This window comes from Paenibacillus sp. ClWae2A (genome assembly GCF_032452295.1).
Taxonomy (GTDB): domain Bacteria; phylum Bacillota; class Bacilli; order Paenibacillales; family Paenibacillaceae; genus Paenibacillus.
In genome coordinates this window covers 14,363-31,363 of record NZ_JAULSQ010000025.1, presented here as the reverse complement: position 1 = coordinate 31,363, position 17,001 = coordinate 14,363, and the positions used below count along the sequence as shown (strand labels likewise).

Sequence of the window (17,001 nt, the reverse complement as noted above, 5' to 3'; positions counted from 1 at the left end):
TCTTATATAATATCATGTCCGAACCAACTTTGCAAGCTCTTTTTTTAAGTTTCTTTCGAAGCTTATTTCATTTGCTTGCCGCACCGTGTAAACCGTGTTTTCTTGGCCGGACTTAGAATATACCATGTACAGATTTACATTGCAAGTCTTTTTTTAATAAATGATAATCAAACCGTATCATCAGCACAATATGTAATCTAACGCTCCTGTACATAGAAATAACTCTCAGCATCCTTATTACGGCGCTTCTAATATACTTATCCATTAAACATAACCAGGGAAGCCACTTCCACTGCGATTGCAGTGAACAATTGATTGTGATTAGCCCTGGTTTTCGGAGGTCTCAGTTATCTATACTTCTATATAAATAAGAAATTCATTTCTCAGGCGCAACTTACACACTCCACTTCACTTCTCAGTACTTACAATATGCGCTTACCAAGTAGAGAAGCGATCAGTTCCACACCAAGTCGTGCCGTATGTCTATTGTGATCAAACAACGGATTCACCTCAACCAGTTCCATGGACGTAACTTGATTTGTGGAAGCAAGTATCTCCAATGCGTAATGTGCCTCTCGGTAATTCAAACCACCGGGTACCGGGGTGCCTACACCCGGAGCTTCCCGCGGATCCAGACAATCCATGTCGAAGCTGACATGAATACCATCTGTCCCTTTTCCCGCTATAGCTATTGCTTGCTCAATAACTTGCTGTATTCCCATACGGTCAATATCATGCATCGTGAATGCTCGGATTCCCAGTCCCTTAATCTGCTCTTTCTCATACTCATCCAGATCACGCAGACCAATATAGACCAAGTTGGACGGATCAATAAACGCGCCTGCTCCAGCAATGTGTGACAGATTGTATGCAGTATGCCCCAATGATGCAGCCACACTCATCCCATGCATATTACCAGACAAGCTGCGTTCTTCCGTATTCAAGTCTGCATGCGCATCAAACCAGATCACACCCAAATTCGAATAGTGCGCGGTTAGCCCGGCAAAAGTACCAATCGCTACACTATGATCTCCCCCAAGCACAAGTGGAAAAGCCCCCTCCTCTACCGCAGCCGATACTTCCCTACACACCTTCTCACTGACCTGACGTACCTCATTGAAGTGTTTTACACGATTCCGCTCAATGGGGGCAGCAGGTTCAGAAGGACAATCTATCCGCACTTCTTTGGAGAGCACTAGCCCAAGACTCGCGATCTCCCGCTTCAGTCCAGCTGTAATCAATTCATCCGGCCCCAACTCCGCTCCACCTCTTGCTCCACCGAGTCCAAAAGGAACCTTAATAATAGCAATATTACGCCGCACAGATGTTTGACTTGTATCAATAGAAGTGTCTTTTGTTCCACCATGTACATCATCATCATTTTTCATGTAGGTCAGCTCCCTCATTGTTGATCAAAACCTGCTCAATTCTCTCCAGTGCCCAGTCAATCTCGGACTCTTTAATCGTCAGTGGTGGAGCAAATCGAATGGTTGTCTCATGGGTTTCTTTACACAGCAGTCCAGCAGACATCAAACGCTCACAATAAGGACGGGCAGGTTCATGCAGTTCAACACCAATAAATAAACCTTTCCCCCGAGTATCCCGTATGGCTGAACTGCGAATATCTCGAAGTCTCTTCATAAAATAGTTCCCCAGACGCTCCGATCGCTCGGCAAGTTTCTCATCTTCAAGAACTTTCAGAGCTGCTATAGCCACGGCGCAGGCGAGTGGGTTACCCCCAAAAGTTGAACCATGAGACCCCGGCTCAAACAAATCCAGTATCTCCGCATCAGCAGCGATAGCCGAGATTGGCATGACTCCTCCCCCCAGCGCTTTGCCCATAATCCAGATGTCTGGTTCGACCCCTTCCCAGTCGGAGGCAAAACGGCGACCCGTTCTTCCAAATCCGGTCTGGATCTCATCAGCTACAGTCAACACCCGCTGGCTCTTACACAGAGCAAAAGCTTCAGCCAAATATCCATCAGGCGGGATAACGATTCCAGCTTCGCCCTGAATAGGTTCTACAAGAAAACCAGCCGTATTCGGTGTAATGGCCTGCTTCAGTGCTTCAATATCTCCATAGGGAATAATCCGGAATCCAGGTGTGAACGGTCCAAAATCTTTTTTATACTCCACTGAAGAAGAAAAGGACGTAACCGTCAGAGTTCTTCCATGAAAGTTACCAGAGCATACGATAATTTCGGCTTGATTCTCCGGTACACCTTTGCAACGATAAGCCCATCTACGCACCGCCTTCACCGCAGTCTCCACCGCTTCCGCTCCTGTATTCATAGCGAGAATCTTGGATTTCCCAGTGAATTGTGAGAGTTTCTGATAAAAAAGAGAAGCTGAGCTGCTGTGGAATGCCCGTGATGTCAGCGTAACCTGATCTGCCTGATCCTTGAGTGCCTGTATGATCACAGGATGTCTGTGACCATGATTCAATGCAGAGTATGCACTTAACATATCCATATAACGGCGGCCTTCAGGGTCTTCCACCCATACCCCTTCCGCCTGTTCAATAACAATAGGGAGTGGATGATAATTAGGTGCAGCATAACGCTCTGACCAATCAATTAACATTTTGGAATCTGACATACAAACCCAACACCTTTCCAAAATATTGTATACAAAATACAATATCAATGTATGCGATACCATCGTCATTTACGACTACATCTCTATTTTTCCACTCCAGCCTACTCTGGCACTCTTCCAAAACCACTTCCTTAGCGAGAAGTAGACAGTCTACGTTCCAACCAAGAGAGTAAATTAGCCAGTGTAAATGTGATTATAAAATAGAGGCCGGCGGCAACAAGCAGCGGAGCAAGCGGCTGGAACGTAACACCCTGAATCGTTCTGGCCGTGTATATAATCTCAGCTATGCCGATCATGGAGACAAGCGAAGAATCTTTAATGATAATAATGAATTCATTACCGATAGCTGGAAGCATGTTACGAAAAGCCTGTGGCAGTATAATATAGCGAAGTGTCAACCCATGCGTCATACCAAGGGAGCGCGAAGCTTCGGTCTGTCCTTTATCAATCGCTTGAATCCCGGCCCTGAACACCTCCGCCATATAAGCCGAGCTATTCATCGTCAGAGCGACCACCCCCGACATAAATGCCGGCAAGTTCACACCTACAACCGTCAGACCATAATGAATAATAAGAATCTGCACCAGCATTGGTGTTCCTCGAATGAGTTCAATATACGCCGAGGCCACAAATTTAATTGGCCATATTCGGGATATTCGCATTAATGCCATGATTACACCAAGTAACGTACCAAACAATACGCCGAAGAAGGATAGTTCAAGCGTGACCCACGCACTTCGTGCATAATCCTGCCAATGTTCTAATAGAAAGGAAAAATCTAAATTCACGGCATATCCCTCACTCGTCCGGTTTATTCACCGAGCATCTCATTTGCTTCAACGACGAACCGTTCAATATCCCCATTCGTTTTGAGCTTTTCCAATGTAGTGTTGATCTGATCGAGCAGCTTCTGATTACCTTTCTTCACCGCGATGGCCGAACCACCCTCATCTTCAGCCTGTTCAATCTCTACATCCGCAACAACCAGCCCCTCTTGGTTCTTCACATACTGTTCAGCCACCGGCTTTTCCAGGATGAGTGCGTCTACGCGCCCCGTCTGCAACTCCAGAATCAGTTCAGGTATTTTAGCCAGAGAAGTCAGCTTTGCTCCCTCTATTTCCTGAGCGATCCCCTCCTGAATGGAACTCTTTTGTACGCCAACCTGCTTGCCTGATAGATCATTCACGGACTTTAATGCCACACCTTCCCCTTCTCTAACAAGTACGGCCTGCTCTGCATAATAGTAGATATCCGTAAAATCAACGTTCTTCTTTCGTTCCTCGGTAGGGGTTAAGCCTGATATTACAAAATCAACCTTATCTGTACCGAGAGCCATAAGAAGGCCATCAAAGTCCATGTCCTCAATCTTCAGCTCGGCTCCCAGATCAGCCGCAATTGCTTTGGCAATCTCGATGTCAAAACCTACGATAGTATCTTTACCATCGATTTTCTTATGAAATTCATAGGGTGCATAGTCCGCACTTGTTCCAAGTACAATTACTTCCTTTTCCGCAGGACTACTTCCCGAAGACGAAGTAGAGTCTGATCCGGTCCCAGTTGTTTTTTCCTGACCACATGCGGACATGAATACAACGACTAACAACAGCATCATTGGCAAAAGCACTTTTTTCACACAGCATACCCCTATTCTTTTTTTGAATGAGTAGCATAATAATTTGTATACAATATACATAAGACAATATATGGACTTATATGTAAGTAATACTAACAAATAATCCGGTATATCACAATCATTATTTAAACATTTATACGCTCTAATTCCATAAAATGTGCTATATATAACACGGCATTCACATCAGCTGAAACATGAAGTTTGCTTGCCCAACTTCCCCCTCGGTGTTAAGATGATAAAAACTTGAAACTCCTGAACGGCGCGCACAGTACGGCCTCACACCCATCTAATCATTCACTATACATAGAAAGGAGGATTCGGTATGGAGGTACCCAAATACCGGTCCTTGAAAGATCACGTATACGATTACATTGCCCAGAAGATTCAGGATGGGACGCTACTTCCCAACCAGAAAATCAACGAGGCCGAAATATGCAAAAAGCTGGACATCAGTCGTACGCCTACTCGGGAGGCCCTTTTCCAGCTGGCTTCGGACAATCTGCTGCAATACATCCCACGCAGGGGATTTATTGTCACTCCTTTTGATGCAGGCAAAAAACTGGAGTTCTCCCAAGCGATCGGTGTACTAGAGGCACTGGCTGCCACACTTGCTGCAGACCATCTCAGACCATCTGAACTTTTGGAGATGGAAACTCTGGTTGTCCGAATGGACGAAGATATCAGCCAGCTTGATCTTGTTGCCTACAACAAGAACCAATATCAGTTCCATAATCTGTACATTCAGCGATGTGGTAACGCCACAGTCATTGAAATGTTAAACACATTGAAGAACAGCTTCATCCGGCAGTCGTATGTTAGTGATAATAAGCCAAAGCTATCTGAGGTACTGCTCGAAGTTAATGAAGAGCACCGACAAATTTTAAGTGCTTTTCGAGCCAAGGATAAGAACCAGCTGGAAGCCCTGCTCAAACACCACTGGCGGATTATCGACAACGATATGCTGTAGTACGTTCTGCCAAAACAAACCAAAGGCAACCCACGCTATTGTGAGTTGCCTTTTTCCTATCTTTCCTTTTTGACTTCCAATGGTGTCCTAGCCGCAAAAACAGCATATCCCAATTTTTTGCCGTATTTCGCAAGCAAGCGATCATTGGTCCGACTCATACGCTGCATACCTTCGTCCTCAAACCAATTCATATCCATCTCGCGATGTGGATCATGATCAACGCCCCATTTTCCCATAGATCGCGAATGTTCTTTGACCTCTACCTTGGTGAAACCACACTGTTTTAGGCGTTTTTTCCATGCTGTGGCCGTTGCCAGGGTTCGTATACCGTAAAATTGCTTTAATCTGCGGCTCATTAATTCGGTCTTACTGCCTGACAGAACCATCTCCCGATCCACCAAAAGTCCAGCGGGCTTCAACACTCTTCTATATTCAGCAAGCGCACTCCGCCATGGGGTGAAGATCGTAACCGACTCCACGAACACCACATTAAAATGATTTTCCGGAAAAGGCAACGCTGCTACATCGGCCTGAACAAATCGAACATCCACCCGTTCTTGTCTCGCTCGCCGAACTGCCTTATCCAGCATATTACGATGAAGATCAATCGCTGTTACCCGATATCCACTTTTAGCCAGGTAACACGCGGTCCTCCCAGTGCCACACCCTATCTCAAGGATATGACCACCCACAGGCAGAGATAAGCTATCCAGCAACTTCAGCGTTGCCAAAAATCCTCCAGGATGGGCACTTCCCTCCCCTAACCGAGCCAGCATGTCATGATAATCCACGCGACATCCCCTCCTCACTCCTCCCAGTGTATGGAGCAGACTCAAAAACGGCTCCTCCCCATTCGATTTTTCGGGTACTCGTCCATACCAATTGGTCTTCTTTTTACTATGATATACAAACCGTTGAATTCAAACGGCAACCGCATCTAATGAGGAGGATTTGCATGTACAGAATTAATCGGGTATGTGAAGAAACGGTTTCTCCGCACGTTGGACGTTCCGTTTGTCTCGTTATGAACGACGGTAAGCATATGTATGGTACGCTTAGTCAATGTCGTGATGGCAAAATTTATTTGAACGGGTGTTTCGAGGGACCACGGCTGTGTTCAGTCAAATCCAAACAGCAGCTGGTAAAAAGCAGCAAGAAAAACGCTGTTGCAACAAAAAAAGTTAAATCTTCCGCCTACGGTCGATATGGATACGGTCGGGGTTACGGCTATGGAGCAGGGATCGAACTAGCTCTGGTAGCAACACTGTTCCTGCTGCCATTCCTATTCATCTAAACTCATATCTGATCGTGTAAAATTGTAGCCCTAACAAAGACCCTTTTCGCTATAAGCAAAAAGGGTCTTTGTCTTTTTCATACGATGCATGGCAATTTCAATATATTTTCTGTAAAAAAATGATACAAAAAAAGGCATTCGCTAAAACGAATGCCGGGAACTTCATATTTAATACCCTTACCTTCGCACAGGGTGTCTGTTTAATCTTAAAAAAAAACACCTCGTTAGAGGCGGGTAAGCTATGTTAAATCCGATTTCCTTTAGGCATCGTTTTCAGATTACTATTCGAATTCTCAAGCAATGGTAGCATCCTAGTCGTGCTGACCATCTCAGAAGCACATATCGGACAAGTAGGTACGTTATCAAACGCAAAATTGTCCCGCATCCATCCTTTGCACGTATCACTCGTACATTCCCAGATTGCCGCATCAGCTTGTGGAATCTCTTCCAACGGTTTTTTGCGATTATACATGACTTCTACCCCCTTTGTTATGGAAAAACATCTAACCGACGTTATTTCACAGAAGCCTACACTTAGCGGAAGTTTTACATCCCACCGAACTCCTGCCTCGACAACTAATGGGCCGACTTTTATATAACTAATCAAAAAAAAGAAGCTGCCTTTACCATTATAACATGTTAAAGGCAGCTATGCTTTAATTACAGTTTTACAACTTCTTCTGCTTGAGGACCACGGTTTCCTTGTACAATTTTAAATTGCACGCGTTGACCTTCGTCCAGCGTTTTGAAGCCTTCGCCTGTAATAGCGCTGAAGTGTACGAATACATCTTCTCCGCCTTCAACTTCGATGAAACCGAAGCCTTTATCAGCGTTGAACCATTTTACTGTTCCGTTTTGCATGTGAATTACACCTCCAAATAAAGATTAACATGTTCCTTTGTTCTTTGCAGCAAGCAAATAAAAATTCACACATTGAAAAAGGTACCAGTCATAAACCTATAAGTGATCGCCCTTTACAATATATGAATTAGGTTTTCCACTCTCTACAACTTGTTTTTATTATAACTCCAATTCAGCTAAAAAGCAAATCTTTGTATTTTCTTTTCAAACAGCTTTGGAAATACATGTTATTAACACGCGTGGGGACAGGGTTTATCACGCTTATGTGCCTAGTCGCTTGTGAGCGGTCTTATGAAAGGATATGCAGATCTAATCCATCTTATACATTTTTTATATAATATTCTGACATGCATATCCAACACAACCAATGAATCGTCTTACTCCAGTTTAACACACTATGTCCATGCCCACATAAATGCATCCCGATCCCAGGCGATCTGCCCACGATGAAGCTTCCGGAAAGCTTTCTTCACTTCCTTGGACAATGATGTATTGCCGTTCTCGTTCACAAAAACAAACTCTTCGCCAAAATGGGTCTTCACATATTCTATGGCAGCTTCCTGATGAAGTGTTCCTGTGAATTTAATCTCCTGAACCATCCATTCTGCTACGCCTTGTGCTGTCTTCTCCACTATATCACCTACTGTCTGAACATAATGTACGGATAGGCAGACCTCGAATTATGAACATATCTGTCTTCCCGCCAGACTGAAGTATACCATGATCCAACTGCTGACGGGAAACTGTATGATAACTACTTCCAAGCAATACCCTTAATGAACAACCGTATTGGCTTGCTCACTCCCTTTGGAAGGAATGGACGAATTTGTTCGATTGCTCCACACTAACCATGCACAGTAAGCAACCAGTATTGCCAGTATAAACAGATCGTAAGGCAGTGTACCTGTGTCCTCCAGGTCATTCCCTAGAAATTGAATCAGATTATGTATGAAATGAAACAAAATAAGCGGTACGATATTTCCGTTCTTCAGCATTAATAACGCCAGTGCTGCTCCCAGAAGCAGTGCATATATCAATTGCATGATCGTATCTGTCATATGCTGACCAGACAATGCGTTCAGGAGATGTGTAATTGAGAACAAGATGCTGGAGGTCACAACTGCGGCCACTGCACTTTTTCGAAGCAATATTTTGAAAATAAGCCCCCGATAGATCGTTTCCTCAACAAACGCCACGAGCAAGGTGAAGAAAACGAAAAAGGCTACACGTGACAAGCTCAGTTCCCCAAATCCTTTCAGGGCAAGTGTACCCAGTACAAGGAGTAGTGGAATATAATACTTTGCGTGGCTAGCCGGGATACTTCGCAAAGATCGGAATCCAGTCTCTCCCCACTTGCGCCTTAACGTCAGATAGATCATCAGCACAATTGCAATGGGTGTAAAGGAGATGAGTACAGGGGAAGTGTAGTCCAGTTGTTTTATCGTCGCAATGGCCCCTGCAGCAAATACGGCTAACAGGAGAAGCAGTTCAATAATTACAACGGTGAGCACAGGTTTGCGCTCGGAAAAGGAATGTTTTGGCTTGGATTGCGGATTAATCATACATTTACCCACCTCGTTTCATTTATGTATTCCGTTGTCATATGAACTTATATGCCAATATAGTTGTATCACATCATCCGTATATTGAATATCCCTATTATGGATAAAACTATAAAAGTAACAAAAAAGAGACTTATTCTGACTGCTTTTCCCCTAAAATCAGGTATGGCTTATACCTTTATCTGTCCAATATAGTATTACAAGAGTTCAATGCTGCAGGGGTGCGGCGACTCTTCAACGTCATATATCTATGAAGTACCAAAACGATAGTTTCAAAATGCATAATGAAATCAGGGGGATACTATGAAAGCATTCTTTCAACGCTGGGGGCATTTACTGGCTATTCTGTGCATACCGCTCCAAGGCTCCATTTACGTATTTCTAGGCAGTAACACCGGAAGTGATGTGTTCTACAATTATGCTTGGATTGACACACAGATTCCTTTTCTCAAAGAATTTATATATCCGTACATTAGCTGGATGCCCATTCTGTATCTTGGTTTTCTCTATTTGGGTCTGACGAACAAGTCGCTATTCTGGCGTACGTTGATTACCTATAATGTTGGTGTCATGGCTGCCAATGTCTGTTTTGCGGTGTTCCCTACTCATGTCCCACGCCCGGAGATCGGCGGAACTGATCTGAGCAGCGTGTTAGTACAGTTTATCTATACGAATGATGCGCCCTTCAACTGTTTCCCAAGTGTTCATGTTCTGACCAGCTATTTGCTGTTTATTGTGATTAACAGACACTTGAACTTTAAACCTTTGGCACGAATTTCTTGGTCGGTATGGCTATGGTTGATTATTGCTTCAACGGTGTTTGTAAAACAGCATTCCTTGCTGGACATCGCCGGCGGCATTTTGTTTGCAGAGGCCGCGTATTGGACTGTACATGTCTTTGCTCTTCGTCTTGGGCAGGCACGAAAAAAAGGCAAGCAGCCACTCACAGCATCTAATCCAAGCAGTCATGTATAACGACATTTATATATGTAACAGGTGAGATGATGATCCTGCTATACAGCAAAAGAGGGCCTAGGCCCTCTTTTTTTTGTACTCATTTAATTAAACCTACTTATATGGAAGAACTTATTAGGGTTGGACTACACAATTCATACTATAGGTGGACGTTCATGGAGTAGATCGGACGGTGGACTTCCGGTTATACGTTTGAATATGCGGTAAAAATAAGACAGATCCCGGTAGCCGAGAAATTCGGCAATTTCCTGGATGGAGAGTTGTGACTCGGTGAGCAGGTATATGGCTCGTTTCATCCGTTGATCATGGACATATTGACTGATGGTCTGATTTGTCATGCTTTTGAATAATGCAGCAGCATAATTGGGAGTCTTATTGATCTCGTCCCCGAGTTCTTCCTTCGTCACTTTCTCCCGATAATGCCGCTCAATATATCGCTTCATCCGTTCAACATGATTATGCCTCTCCGGCGGGATGACTCCACGATCAAGCTCCCTGTTCATATAAATCAACACTTCCATCAATAAGGCTTGGCTCATCATGACATAATAAGACGGACGCTCCTGCCATTGTTGATAAATAGCAGTCATGCGTTGATGGATCAACTCGTAACATCCAGGTTTATGCCGCAATGCCTCGTACCGTTCCAGTGCAGGCAAAGTTTCCGTATGGTCGCGTTGCAATTGAATTACAATCTGTGTGTGCGTTACTGTAGGAATACTCTTGCCGTAATATGGGACACCACCTGGAATGAGGAGCAATTCACCCTTTTCCATGATCTGTTTATCACCGTTCACCCAATATACACATTTTCCATATGTAACCAAGCTAAGCCGCCAAGTTTCTTGAGATTGCACAGCTTCTTCGTACCAACCAACACCATTAATATGTCGTACTTCAAGTGGAGTGACCATAACACACCTCATTATCGGACTATACTCTAATCATTGTACTATAGTTCATACCCTGATTCGACAGAAAACGCTACAATACACATATAAGCTTAAATATGAGGAGGAAATTAGCATGTTAAAAACAAAAATTATTTGTACCATGGGACCTGCTTGTGACTCAATCGAATTGTTAAAAGTAATGATTCAGGAAGGCATGACTGTTGCTCGTCTGAACATGGCTCATGGCGAACTGGAAGATCACGTTACACGGATTAACAATATCCGCAAAGCAGCTTCCGAACTGAACACCTATGTACCGATCATGATGGACATCAAAGGGCCAGAAGTACGTATCGGTAAACTGAAAGAAGCATCCTGCCATCTGCAAGCTGGTAAAGAGCTGATCCTGACTACTGAAGAAATTCTCGGTGACGCTGAGCGTATCTCGGTAAACTATCCAGAACTGAACCTCGTTGTGAAACCTGGCGATCGTATCCTCATCGATGATGGCCTTGTGGATCTGACTGTACTGTCTGTAGAAGGATCCGATATCCATTGTAAAATCATCAGTGGCGGCATTCTGAAACCACGCAAAGGGGTTAACTTGCCAGGAATCAAAACGACATTGCCAGGTGTAACCGAGCGTGACGTTATGCACATCGGATTTGGGATCGAAAACGATATCGAAATTATCGCAGCATCCTTTGTTCGTAAAGGCGACGACATCCGTGAAATCCGCAGCATTTTGAAAGAACGCGGTGTAGACCACGTACAGATCATCTCCAAAATCGAAAACCAGGAAGGTATGACCAACCTGGACGATATTATTGAAGCATCTGATGGTATCATGGTAGCTCGTGGAGATCTCGGGGTTGAAGTACCGATCGAAGACGTGCCAATGATGCAAAAAGAAATGATCGATAAATGTAACCGCGCTGGTAAACCGGTTATCGTAGCTACACACATGCTGGAGTCCATGCAAGTGAACCCACGCCCTACTCGTTCCGAAGTTAGTGACGTGGCAAACGCTGTACTTCAAGGTGCTGACGTTGTGATGTTGTCCGGTGAATCAGCTGCTGGTAAATATCCAGTACAATCCGTGCGCACGATGGCTGCCGTTGCTCGCCGTGCTGAAACCATGATCGATTACAAAGAGCAATTCGCACAAAAATCGGCTCAACAGATCGCTGATATTACTGAAGTTATCAGTCAGGGCGCTGTAAGTTCTTCCCTCGTACTGAATGCAAAAGCAATCATCACTTCGACTGAGAGTGGATTCACAGCACGCATGATCTCCAAGTATCGTCCAAAAGCGCCAATCATTGCAGTTACACAACATGAAGAAGTATTGGCGAAAATCTGCCTGCTCTCCGGTGTCATTCCGGTTATGGGCGACAAAGTAACCACTACGGATGAAATGTTCGAATCGGCTACGCGTAACGCAATCAAAACAGGTTACATCGAAAAAGGTGACATCATTGTATTGTCCGCTGGTGTTCCAATCGGTCAATCCGGTAATACAAACCTGATCAAAGTTCAACAAGTCTAATTCAATAGCTGAAACTGTAGCTACAGATCTTAGCTATAAATATAAATACAAAAATCCACCGAGAGCAGAAATGCATCCCGGTGGATTTTTTGTTGATGATGTGTGCCAATGATCTTGATGTGACAACAAACGAATTCGAAATTATAGATTCCGCGAGTAATCAACCAGATCCTGTGACATGGTGTTGATCTCATCCATTGAAGCATTCACCTGCTGTGTCAGGGCAGCCTGATTTTGCGTTAACGTGGACATATTACCGATATGTTCAAGAATCTGATCAATAAGTGTTTTCATCTTCTGCATGCTATCTTCGATATTTACCGTGGCCTCTGAACTGTGATCAGCCAGTTTCCGCACTTCACCCGCAACGACGCCAAATCCCAATCCCAGCTCTCCCGCACGTGCAGCTTCAATTGCTGCATTCAACCCCAGCAGATTCGTCTGACTGGCAATCTCTCGAATAAACACGGTGATATTCTTCGTATCATCTGCACTGCTCTTCACTTGAATGGCTGCATCGGCAGATAACTCCTGTGCAGTAACCAGATCCTGTGCCTGATCGGTGATCGAGTTGATTCCACGTACCATCTCGCCAATGGACTCCGACAATTGTTTGGTTTTCAGATTCATGGCTTCTACGATCTGTTCCTTATTCTTCTCATGGGTGACATCTCGAATGGTTCCAGCTACACGGAGCGGTACTCCATCCTGATCCCGAATGGTCTCCCCACCCGCGTGATACCACCGATACTCCCCGTCTTTGCGCTGCAGACGATAATCCAGATCGTACGGTGTACGACCACTGTAATCGTTCATATGTCTGGCAAATTCGTTGATCGTCCGATCATGGTCTTCCGGATGCAGTCGGCTGCTCCAACTGCTGAACACATTCGGGAAATCCTGCTCGTCTTTAAACCCTAGTTCTCTACGGAACTGAGGTGACCACCAAAACTCGTTATTCGGATTAACCACATCTCCAGCTACAACGGTCATATCCCACGGTGCCTCCACCAAGGCGCGGTTAACCAGATCATATCGGGTGACGAGTGCTTCTAGCTCATCAGACTTGCTCTTCTCCTCATGAATATCAAACATGATACCCAGAAGTTTGACCGGAACTCCAGCCTGATTTCGGATGACTTGTCCAAGGCATCGGAACCAGCGGATTTCTCCACTTTTGGTAATCATACGACTGATGACGTTATAAGCAGTCGTTGCTCCAGTGTCATTCACATGTTTCATAATCTCCTGCACCAGCTGAGGTCTGTCATCCGGATATATCGATTTGGCCCAGCTTGCAAATGAATCGGGATACTCCTTGGCATTATGGAATCCTAACATTTGGCGGAATTCCTTCGAAAATGTGACGATATTATTGCTATCCAGTGGATCACCGGCAACAATTTCAGATTCCCATAATCCCACATTCATCGCCTGATTCAACATTCTAAGGCGCATTTCCACGCCTTCGTTTTGTGCTTTCATCATATGTACTGCTTTTTGGATGTTACTAGCTATTTCATCGGTATCCTGAAATTCAATGCCATCTTCAATCCATGCGTCATAGTCGCCCTTTTCTGCATTTGCTACCAGTTTACGACTATACTCCAGTAACTTTTGATGTGCATCTATACGAAGGTGTTTGGTCGGTTCAGTACGTTTACGAAACATGTTCATTTCTCCTCTTAGGTCATATGATATATATTTCGACATTATCAGACACTAAATGTAGAGTAATGGTCTTAATTTTGTATAAAAACAAGAACCAGCGCTAAATTAGCACTGGTTCTTATATTAAATGCCTTTATTTTTTATAATAATAAATCTTAAATAACTGCCTCTTACCGGCTACCAGCCAAAATTCAGTGTTTTCCCCGTCTCCACCCAAGTTTTGATGCTGCTTAGGATCATCCACCAGCTGCTCTGTGCATTCGCAAAGGAAGGATGGTTATCTGTAAATTGATCATTAATCAGTGTCAGCTTCGTACACTCCCCCACAGTCTCCAACTGGAAGACCACTCTGGATTGAAGCTCGGCATGATTGGCATGGTATGACGGTCCGGGATGCTCCTGATAACTAAGCCTGGACAACGGTTCAAATTCCAATATATCTCCGTACACATGGACAGTCTCCGCACCATCATTACCTGGCCCTACATAAGCAAATGGCTGACCTGGTTGGAAATTGGTGCGAAGTTCACTACCGAAAAAGCTGTTCCGTGTGCCGTCTGGTGATATTAGAGCATTCCACACCTCTTCCAGTCCTGCATTGATATAGAATTCATATTTCAGTTCCATGGACTCACTCCCTTTATGTATTGGACACGCGATCTGCCAACCTCGCACTCCTATCCTATCGTTATACCCCAAAGGCCGTATTGTAAAAACGCGACAACAGGTAAAATATAAGCTCTTTATGTTTTCAGGAATGTTATACCCTGATCTAAACGGGTTGCGCCCATATAGTGCTTTCCCAGAAGATCAGATATACTAAACTGGAATGAAATAACAGGAGTTGTTCAATATGACTGGAACGTCACAATCCTCATTGTTACCCTATCAACAAATGATTCAGTTGCTGCAGAAGGCGGGTTGGTATGAGAACCGATGCGTTGACATCTCGGCATACATAGAGCAGTGCCCTACATCCGCAGATTTATTTCCGGCTGCCCGATCGTTTCTAGAAGAGTTTTGGGGAATAGATGAAATTATATATTTTAAATACTATAGCCACATCTCCGGGGAAGTGCTGGCTGAAAGCCCCTGGCATGAATATGAATTTCATTTTATTCCGAATGCTGAAGAGACACTACGTTGTTCCACAGAGATGCATTCGATCTTGAAATACGCTAATGAAGATTGTTATTGTCTTGGATTAACCGGATACTACTATTCCGCAGTCACAGCCATTGGCCGTTCGGGCAAACTGTATCTGTTACACGACTATGATCCAAACGTACATGCATTCGATAATCTGATTGACAGTATGATACATGAACTTCACATGCATAAGCTTGTTCCCCATTCACTCATGGGACGGAATCAGAAAGGAAATGAGATATGAGCCAATCAACGAATATTATGGGCATCCCTTTTCCCAATGTAACGATGAATCAAACTGTTGCAATCCTTGGTGAAGTCGTAGATCAGGAAAGTACTGAACTATTCCATGTCATCACAGGCAATCCCGAGATTGTTATGTCCTGTCAAAAGAATGCCTCTCTTCGCAAAGTTGTTGATCAAGCCGGGTTGGTCACAGCTGACGGTGCCGGCATTGTGATGGTATCCCGTTTTCGGGGCGGACAATTGACTGAACGGGTAACCGGTTGTGATCTGCTGTTTCGTTTATTGGAGGAAGGCGATCAAAAACACTGGTCATTCTACATGCTGGGAGCAGAGGAAAGCGTCAGTGAACAGGCTGTGAAAGTTATTGCGCAACGTTACCCTGGAGTTATCGTAAAAGGTAGACACCATGGTTATTTCCAGGCAGATGAGGAACAACAGATTGTGGAAGAGATTCGTACTGCTCAACCAGACTTTCTTATCGTGGCTCTTGGCGCACCCCATGCGGAACACTGGATTAACAAGTATCGCCACCAGTTGAACGCTCGTGTAGCCATAGGTGTTGGAGGTAGTCTCGATATCGTGGCCGGCAAAACCAAACGTGCCCCTGCGATATGGCAGAAGCTTAACCTGGAATGGCTCTATCGCCTCCTCAGTCAACCTTCGAGATGGCGCAGGCAACTCATTTTACCCCGCTTTGCTGTGCGGGCATTGTTGTTCAGAGAACCTAAATAATGTGAGCTGAGCAGGAGGGATGATTCGGATGAAACAGGTAGAACAAGGAGACAGACCAAGTATGGGCCTGCTGAATCTGAATGAAGGTGATCATAAATATCAACTGACACGCCATGCTCCTTCCGAAGCACTTCGCCCTTTTGTTAAACATTACTGGATCGTATCATGGGATCTGACTGGACTTGAACCGTATCCCCAACATGTCGTGCCTAACCCCTGTGTCAATCTGGTTGTGGAACGGAACAATACGTTTTTCTTCGGACCATCGGGACGTAAATTCTCCTATCTTGTGAGCGGGAAAGGGCGTGTATTTGGCGTGAAGTTCAAACCAGGAGGGTTTTATCCCTTCCTCCGGGTTCCTGTCTCTTCATTGTACGGACAGCCGATGAATGTATCTAATATTCTTGACGTCACAGCGAAGTCCTTGGAAGACCGTCTTCTTGGGGCGGGGGATGATGCGGATAAAACCAGTTACATCGACCAGCTATTATGTGCACACCTTCCTGCTGAAGATGCTCAAGCTAGAATGGTTAACGATATTGTGCAACAGATTGAACAGAACCGGGAGATGCTGAGAGTCGATGATCTATCTTCCTATTGGAGTATGCATACCCGAAAGCTTCAGCGCCTGTTCAATCAGTATGTGGGCATTGGACCCAAAACAGTAATTAAGTTGTATCGTCTGCAAAATGCTGCAGAAATGATGGACCGCGGTCTTCAATGTGACCTGATTAAGCTATCTCAGGACCTTGGATATCATGATCAATCCCATTTCATCCGAGATTTCAAGTCTATTATTGGCAGTACACCAGAGGAGTACTTACACTCTAGACATCCGAATGGTGAGTGCCGAGGGCTGATCAATTAAGAT

19 protein-coding genes are annotated in these 17,001 nt (G+C 44.5%); 7 read left to right on the top strand and 12 right to left on the bottom strand.

From position 1 onward, the window contains the following. Window positions 1–422: 422 nt before the first annotated feature. The 4 genes from rocF to QVE09_RS31285 form a co-directional block, all read right to left on the bottom strand. Window positions 423–1,388: an arginase gene (gene rocF / locus QVE09_RS31300; RefSeq protein WP_315939891.1), complete on the bottom strand. Its 966-nt coding sequence runs from the start codon at window positions 1,386–1,388 to the stop codon at window positions 423–425. Further along, complete coding sequence (locus QVE09_RS31295; protein WP_315939890.1) at window positions 1,378–2,598, bottom strand: ornithine--oxo-acid transaminase; 1,221 nt, start codon at window positions 2,596–2,598, stop codon at window positions 1,378–1,380. Before QVE09_RS31295 ends, rocF begins: the two co-directional genes overlap by 11 nt. Before the next feature lie 131 nt (window positions 2,599–2,729). Beyond that, complete coding sequence (locus tag QVE09_RS31290; RefSeq protein ID WP_315939889.1) at window positions 2,730–3,386, bottom strand: amino acid ABC transporter permease; 657 nt, start codon at window positions 3,384–3,386, stop codon at window positions 2,730–2,732. A 23-nt stretch (window positions 3,387–3,409) separates the two neighbouring features. Next, window positions 3,410–4,231, bottom strand: a complete 822-nt coding sequence (locus QVE09_RS31285) for a transporter substrate-binding domain-containing protein (protein ID WP_315939888.1) — start codon at window positions 4,229–4,231, stop codon at window positions 3,410–3,412. Between the two features lie 322 nt (window positions 4,232–4,553). On the opposite strand from QVE09_RS31285, the gene QVE09_RS31280 reads away from it, so the two are divergent. After that, window positions 4,554–5,198, top strand: coding sequence for a GntR family transcriptional regulator (locus tag QVE09_RS31280; RefSeq protein WP_315939887.1), 645 nt, complete (start codon window positions 4,554–4,556; stop codon window positions 5,196–5,198). A 56-nt stretch (window positions 5,199–5,254) separates the two neighbouring features. Here QVE09_RS31280 and QVE09_RS31275 read toward each other — a convergent pair whose 3' ends face one another. After that, window positions 5,255–5,989: a class I SAM-dependent methyltransferase gene (locus QVE09_RS31275; protein WP_315939886.1), complete on the bottom strand. Its 735-nt coding sequence runs from the start codon at window positions 5,987–5,989 to the stop codon at window positions 5,255–5,257. A 164-nt stretch (window positions 5,990–6,153) separates the two neighbouring features. On the opposite strand from QVE09_RS31275, the gene QVE09_RS31270 reads away from it, so the two are divergent. Continuing rightward, window positions 6,154–6,492 carry a hypothetical protein gene (locus tag QVE09_RS31270; RefSeq protein ID WP_017691120.1) on the top strand — a complete coding sequence of 113 codons (339 nt, stop codon included), beginning with the start codon at window positions 6,154–6,156 and terminating at the stop codon, window positions 6,490–6,492. A 244-nt stretch (window positions 6,493–6,736) separates the two neighbouring features. Here the strand turns inward: QVE09_RS31270 and QVE09_RS31265 are convergent, their stop codons facing one another. The 4 genes from QVE09_RS31265 to QVE09_RS31250 all read right to left on the bottom strand — a co-directional run bounded on the left by QVE09_RS31265 (window position 6,737) and on the right by QVE09_RS31250 (window position 8,915). Continuing rightward, the gene (locus QVE09_RS31265) at window positions 6,737–6,964 is read right to left on the bottom strand and encodes a cold-shock protein (protein WP_017691121.1); all 228 of its coding nucleotides are present in this window, start codon (window positions 6,962–6,964) and stop codon (window positions 6,737–6,739) included. A 188-nt stretch (window positions 6,965–7,152) separates the two neighbouring features. Continuing rightward, window positions 7,153–7,353 carry a cold-shock protein gene (locus QVE09_RS31260; protein WP_024633772.1) on the bottom strand — a complete coding sequence of 67 codons (201 nt, stop codon included), beginning with the start codon at window positions 7,351–7,353 and terminating at the stop codon, window positions 7,153–7,155. A 395-nt stretch (window positions 7,354–7,748) separates the two neighbouring features. Then, entirely contained in the window at window positions 7,749–7,985 is a 237-nt protein-coding gene (locus QVE09_RS31255) for a DUF6953 family protein (RefSeq protein WP_036607962.1), read from the bottom strand. 141 nt (window positions 7,986–8,126) lie between these two features. Further along, window positions 8,127–8,915 carry a CPBP family intramembrane glutamic endopeptidase gene (locus tag QVE09_RS31250; protein WP_315939885.1) on the bottom strand — a complete coding sequence of 263 codons (789 nt, stop codon included), beginning with the start codon at window positions 8,913–8,915 and terminating at the stop codon, window positions 8,127–8,129. Window positions 8,916–9,218: 303 nt separating this feature from the next. Between QVE09_RS31250 and QVE09_RS31245 the strand changes: the two genes are divergently transcribed. After that, the gene (locus QVE09_RS31245; RefSeq protein ID WP_076329982.1) at window positions 9,219–9,890 is read left to right on the top strand and encodes a phosphatase PAP2 family protein; all 672 of its coding nucleotides are present in this window, start codon (window positions 9,219–9,221) and stop codon (window positions 9,888–9,890) included. Window positions 9,891–10,024: 134 nt separating this feature from the next. On the opposite strand, the gene QVE09_RS31240 is transcribed toward QVE09_RS31245, so the two are convergent. After that, window positions 10,025–10,804, bottom strand: a complete 780-nt coding sequence (locus QVE09_RS31240) for a helix-turn-helix transcriptional regulator (RefSeq protein WP_315939884.1) — start codon at window positions 10,802–10,804, stop codon at window positions 10,025–10,027. Between the two features lie 112 nt (window positions 10,805–10,916). Between QVE09_RS31240 and pyk the strand changes: the two genes are divergently transcribed. Further along, window positions 10,917–12,332 (top strand): pyruvate kinase, encoded by a 1,416-nt coding sequence (gene pyk, locus QVE09_RS31235; RefSeq protein ID WP_062838171.1) that lies wholly within the window; start codon window positions 10,917–10,919, stop codon window positions 12,330–12,332. Window positions 12,333–12,473: 141 nt separating this feature from the next. On the opposite strand, the gene QVE09_RS31230 is transcribed toward pyk, so the two are convergent. Both QVE09_RS31230 and QVE09_RS31225 read right to left on the bottom strand, forming a co-directional pair. Beyond that, window positions 12,474–14,003: a methyl-accepting chemotaxis protein gene (locus tag QVE09_RS31230; RefSeq protein WP_315939883.1), complete on the bottom strand. Its 1,530-nt coding sequence runs from the start codon at window positions 14,001–14,003 to the stop codon at window positions 12,474–12,476. A 177-nt stretch (window positions 14,004–14,180) separates the two neighbouring features. Next, window positions 14,181–14,630: an SRPBCC family protein gene (locus tag QVE09_RS31225; protein WP_091019847.1), complete on the bottom strand. Its 450-nt coding sequence runs from the start codon at window positions 14,628–14,630 to the stop codon at window positions 14,181–14,183. Window positions 14,631–14,856: 226 nt separating this feature from the next. Here QVE09_RS31225 and QVE09_RS31220 point away from each other — a divergent pair, with 226 nt between their 5' ends. From QVE09_RS31220 to QVE09_RS31210, 3 genes are read left to right on the top strand one after another with little or no spacing between them, the layout of a single operon-like run. After that, on the top strand, window positions 14,857–15,396 hold the full coding sequence (locus tag QVE09_RS31220; RefSeq protein WP_315939882.1) for an SUKH-3 domain-containing protein: 540 nt from the start codon (window positions 14,857–14,859) through the stop codon (window positions 15,394–15,396). Beyond that, entirely contained in the window at window positions 15,393–16,130 is a 738-nt protein-coding gene (locus tag QVE09_RS31215) for a WecB/TagA/CpsF family glycosyltransferase (protein WP_315939881.1), read from the top strand. The genes QVE09_RS31220 and QVE09_RS31215 overlap by 4 nt, the downstream gene beginning before the upstream one ends. Window positions 16,131–16,158: 28 nt before the next feature. Then, window positions 16,159–16,998, top strand: a complete 840-nt coding sequence (locus QVE09_RS31210) for a DUF6597 domain-containing transcriptional factor (protein ID WP_315939880.1) — start codon at window positions 16,159–16,161, stop codon at window positions 16,996–16,998. Window positions 16,999–17,001: the final 3 nt, after the last annotated feature.

Bases quoted from the DNA above. Each gene is read 5' to 3' on its own strand.
- rocF (WP_315939891.1), bottom strand. From the start codon at position 1,388: ATGAAAAATGATGATGATGTACATGGTGGAACAAAAGACACTTCTATT.
- QVE09_RS31295 (WP_315939890.1), bottom strand. From the start codon at position 2,598: ATGTCAGATTCCAAAATGTTAATTGATTGGTCAGAGCGTTATGCTGCA.
- QVE09_RS31280 (WP_315939887.1), top strand. From the start codon at position 4,554: ATGGAGGTACCCAAATACCGGTCCTTGAAAGATCACGTATACGATTAC.
- QVE09_RS31270 (WP_017691120.1), top strand. From the start codon at position 6,154: ATGTACAGAATTAATCGGGTATGTGAAGAAACGGTTTCTCCGCACGTT.
- QVE09_RS31265 (WP_017691121.1), bottom strand. From the start codon at position 6,964: ATGTATAATCGCAAAAAACCGTTGGAAGAGATTCCACAAGCTGATGCG.
- QVE09_RS31260 (WP_024633772.1), bottom strand. From the start codon at position 7,353: ATGCAAAACGGAACAGTAAAATGGTTCAACGCTGATAAAGGCTTCGGT.
- QVE09_RS31250 (WP_315939885.1), bottom strand. From the start codon at position 8,915: ATGATTAATCCGCAATCCAAGCCAAAACATTCCTTTTCCGAGCGCAAA.
- QVE09_RS31245 (WP_076329982.1), top strand. From the start codon at position 9,219: ATGAAAGCATTCTTTCAACGCTGGGGGCATTTACTGGCTATTCTGTGC.
- QVE09_RS31240 (WP_315939884.1), bottom strand. From the start codon at position 10,804: ATGGTCACTCCACTTGAAGTACGACATATTAATGGTGTTGGTTGGTAC.
- pyk (WP_062838171.1), top strand. From the start codon at position 10,917: ATGTTAAAAACAAAAATTATTTGTACCATGGGACCTGCTTGTGACTCA.
- QVE09_RS31230 (WP_315939883.1), bottom strand. From the start codon at position 14,003: ATGTTTCGTAAACGTACTGAACCGACCAAACACCTTCGTATAGATGCA.
- QVE09_RS31225 (WP_091019847.1), bottom strand. From the start codon at position 14,630: ATGGAACTGAAATATGAATTCTATATCAATGCAGGACTGGAAGAGGTG.
- QVE09_RS31220 (WP_315939882.1), top strand. From the start codon at position 14,857: ATGACTGGAACGTCACAATCCTCATTGTTACCCTATCAACAAATGATT.
- QVE09_RS31215 (WP_315939881.1), top strand. From the start codon at position 15,393: ATGAGCCAATCAACGAATATTATGGGCATCCCTTTTCCCAATGTAACG.
- QVE09_RS31210 (WP_315939880.1), top strand. From the start codon at position 16,159: ATGAAACAGGTAGAACAAGGAGACAGACCAAGTATGGGCCTGCTGAAT.